The following is a 3,581-nucleotide window of genomic DNA, read 5'->3' on the forward strand; positions in this document are numbered from 1 at the left end:
CTCGGTGCTGCAGCAGGTCGTGTCCGGTGACTTCGCCGGCCTCATCGTCGACAACGCCTCGGCTCCGCACCGCGTGGTCTTCCCGACCGAGCTCCTGCAGAAGACTCTCGAGCAGGCCGACGTCGACATGACGGTGAAGAGCATCCTCGCAGCCCCTCGCGAGCAGGACTCGGCCGTCAAGGTCGGGGAGGCACTCGCGACCACGCGGATGTGGGTCGCCGTCAACGACGGTTCCGGCGGCGGCCCCGTCGGCATCGCCGAAGCCCAGACGACGGACGGACGCCGATTCCTGCAGCTCTTCTCGCACCCGCTCGAGGTCATCGCCCTCGGCCGCGGCGACCGACCGCTCCCGTTCGCACCCGAGCAGCTCGCGAAGGTGCTCACCAGTCACGCCGACATAGCCGGGGTGATCGTCGACTCGGCCGGTCCCTCCATCGTCGTCGAACGGGATGCGCTCACGCCGGTCCTGGTCCTCGCCGTCGACCTCGGCGACTGACCCAGATCTGCTGACCTGATCCGGACCCTGCGCGCTGCGGAGCGAGCGGGGTTCCGTCCGTCCTCGCTGCACCCTAGGGTCGGAACATGGCCTCAGAACGCGTGACCCTGACCGTCGCCGACCTCGACGGAGAGCGCGAGGTCGCGCTCTCCAGCCCGAATCGCGTGATATGGCCCGACCTCGGCATCACCAAGGCGGAACTGGCCGAGTACGTGCAGCTGGTCGCCGGCCCTTTCCTGGCCGCCAACGGCAACCGCCCGGTGTCGCTGGAACGGTTCCGTGACGGTATCGGCCCCTCCGGAGGGGCCAGAGCGGAGGGCTTCTTCTCGAAGAACCCGCCCAAGGGGACGCCGGATTTCGTCGATGCCGTGACCGTCACCTACAACAGCGGGCGTCGACACCCGCAGATCGTCCTGAACCGCGCCAGCGCGATCGTCTGGGCGGTCCAGATGAACACGATCGTGTTCCACCCGTGGGCATCGCTCGCCACCGACCCCGACGATCCCGTCGAACTGCGCATCGACCTCGACCCGCAGCCGGGCACCGACTTCGCAGACGCCGTGACAGCCGCCCACACGCTGCGCGAGGTGCTCCGCGAGGCCGGACTCGAGGCCTTCGCCAAGACGAGCGGCAACCGCGGGCTGCACGTGTTCGCGCCGATCGAACCGACTCACGAGTTCCTGGATGTGCGTCACGCGGTGATCGCCGCCGGACGCGAGCTCGAGCGGCGGATGCCCGAGCAGGTCACGACGAACTGGTGGAAGGAGGAGCGGGGCGAGCGCATCTTCGTCGACTTCAACCAGGCCAACCGCGACCGCACGATGGCGGGCGCCTACAGCCCGCGTGCCCTGCCGGGAGCGACCGTCTCGACACCGGTGGCGTGGGAGGAACTCGACGGCCTCGACCCGACGGCGTTCACCGTCCGGAGCATTCCGAAGCGCCTCGATGACATCGGCGATCCGTGGGCGACGCTGCAGGACGGCCCAGGACGCATCGACACGCTGCTGGAGTGGTGGGAGCGCGACAAGGAGAACGGGCTGGGCGAGCTGCCCTTCCCGCCGGAGTTCCCGAAGATGCCCGGCGAGCCCCCGCGGGTGCAGCCGAGCAAGAAGGTCGCGGCGAACTGGGACGACGACGGCACCCCGGCCGAGAAGGGCTGACCCCCGCCGTCGAGTCGGGGATCTCAGCGCACGACGGTTTCAGCTAGCGCTTTTCAGCTCAGGACGTCTGCGAGGTCGTAGCCCGCGACGGTCTCCAGCTGCTCGTAGGTGCACGAGCGGGCATCGCGATCGGGCCGCCAGCGCTCGAACTGCACGGTGTGACGGAAGCGAGCGCCTTCGAGCTGGTCGTATCGCACCTCGAGCACGCGCTCAGGACGCAACCGCACGAACGAGACATCCTTCGATCCGCTGAACCGCGATCGCTCGCCCTCCGCGGTCACGGCTTCGCCCGCCTCATCGCGCTCGACCAGCGGGGCGAGCTCCTCGACGAGTTCTTGCCGACGGGCATCGCTCCACGCCGCCACACCGCCGACCTGGCGAAGGGTCCCGTCCTCGTCGTACAGCCCGACCAGGAGGGAGCCGACGCCCGAGCCGGACTTGTGGACGCGGTAGCCGAGCGCGACCACGTCGGCTGTGCGGGCGTGCTTGATCTTGAAGAGCGTGCGCTTGCCGGGTGCGTAGGGCTGATCGAGCGGTTTCGCCACGACGCCGTCGAGTCCGGCTCCCTCGAACTCGGCCAGCCAGCGCACCGCGGCTTCGCGATCGCGGGTCGCGCGGGTGAGGTGCAGCGGGTGCTCGACGGTCTCCAGGAGCGTCTCGAGGCGCGCTCTTCTGGTCTCGAACGACTCGGTGAGCAGATCGTCCTCGCCGGCGGCGAGCAGATCGAAGGCGATGAACATCGCCGGTGTCTCGACGGCAAGCTTCGCCACGCGCGAGGCGGCGGGATGGATGCGCTGGCTCAGCGCCTCCCAGTCCAGTCGCTGCGATCCGTGCGGACCGGTGGCGACGACGATCTCCCCGTCGAGCAGACACGGTTCAGGCAGCAGCTGGGGGATCGCATCGACCAGTTCGGGGAAGTAGCGGGTCAGCGGTTTGGCGCCCCGCGAGCCGATCTCCACCGTCTCGCCGTCCCACGCGATGAGTCCGCGGAAGCCGTCCCACTTCGGTTCGTACAGCAGCCCACCCGGAGTCTTCGCGGGGTCGGGCACCGCGGGCACCGCTTTGGCGAGCATCGGCGCGGGGATGTCGTAGCGCATGCTCCCATCCTGGCTGCGCGTGATCGGCGAGGGAAGAGGGGCGGTCAGCCGAACAGGTCGGAGAGCGCCGCGAGTTCTCCCGCATCCCGCAGCGCGGTGCGAGCGGCGTGCCAACCGGCCATCCCGTTCACGGACGGACCGGGGGGCGTCGAGGCGGAGGCCAGATACACGCCGTGCATCGGGGTGCGCCACGGGGCGGGGGAGAGCACCGGGCGACGCAGCGCCTGGCGGATGTCGAACACTCCGCCGGAGATGTCGCCGCCGATCTCGGTCGGGTTGATCGCCTCCCGCGACGACGCCGGCACCGCGTGGTGCGCCAGGATCAGGTCGCGGAAACCCGGGGCGTAGCGCTCCACCTGCGCGGTGATGAGCTCTGTGGGGTCGAGGTCGGAGCCCGGAGGGACGTGGATGTAGGCCCAGAACACGGCCTTCCCGGCGGGAGCACGGGAGTCGTCGAGGACAGAGGGCTGCACGGCGAGCACGTAGGGGCGATCGCTCACGTGGCCTGCGGCGACGGCGTTCTCACTCGCCCAGACCTCCGCGCGGGTGCCCCCCAGGTGCACGGTGGGTGCGCCGGCGACGTCGGGGTTCGTCCACGGAACCGGGCCGTCGAGGGCGAAGTCGACCTTCGCGGCACCCGGGCCGTAGCGATAGGAACGGACGGAGCGGGCGTAGCCTGCGGGGACGTCGGGGTGCGTGAGTGCGAGTCGCGGCGAGGTGTTGAGCAGCAGCAGGTCGCCGCGCTGCGGGTCGCCCCAGTCCAGCGTCGCGAGATCGGAGACGGGGGTGCTCACCTCGATGGTGCCGCCGTGGTGTTCGAGGTCGGCG

General features: G+C 70.1%; 4 protein-coding genes. 2 read left to right on the forward strand and 2 right to left on the reverse strand.

What is annotated here, in order from left to right; all coding sequences use genetic code 11:
- Together DSP71_RS10210 and ligD are read left to right on the forward strand one after the other, a co-directional pair.
- The coding region (locus tag DSP71_RS10210; RefSeq protein WP_181800718.1) for an SseB family protein at nt 1–496 on the forward strand (496 nt) is incomplete at its 5' end.
- Between the two features lie 86 nt (nt 497–582).
- Nucleotides 583–1,656 carry a non-homologous end-joining DNA ligase gene (ligD, locus tag DSP71_RS10215; protein ID WP_113681028.1) on the forward strand — a complete coding sequence of 358 codons (1,074 nt, stop codon included), beginning with the start codon at nt 583–585 and terminating at the stop codon, nt 1,654–1,656.
- Between the two features lie 53 nt (nt 1,657–1,709).
- Here the strand turns inward: ligD and DSP71_RS10220 are convergent, their stop codons facing one another.
- Complete coding sequence (locus DSP71_RS10220) at nt 1,710–2,753, reverse strand: ATP-dependent DNA ligase (RefSeq protein ID WP_113681029.1); 1,044 nt, start codon at nt 2,751–2,753, stop codon at nt 1,710–1,712.
- 44 nt (nt 2,754–2,797) lie between these two features.
- The coding region (locus tag DSP71_RS10225) for an NAD(P)/FAD-dependent oxidoreductase (RefSeq protein WP_147251285.1) at nt 2,798–3,581 on the reverse strand (784 nt) is incomplete at its 5' end.

Source organism: Microbacterium sp. H6, from assembly GCF_003314775.1.
GTDB lineage: Bacteria > Actinomycetota > Actinomycetes > Actinomycetales > Microbacteriaceae > Microbacterium > Microbacterium oxydans.

Coding starts and splice junctions, on each gene's coding strand:
- ligD (WP_113681028.1), top strand. CDS start 583: ATGGCCTCAGAACGCGTGACCCTGACCGTCGCCGACCTCGACGGAGAG.
- DSP71_RS10220 (WP_113681029.1), bottom strand. CDS start 2,753: ATGCGCTACGACATCCCCGCGCCGATGCTCGCCAAAGCGGTGCCCGCG.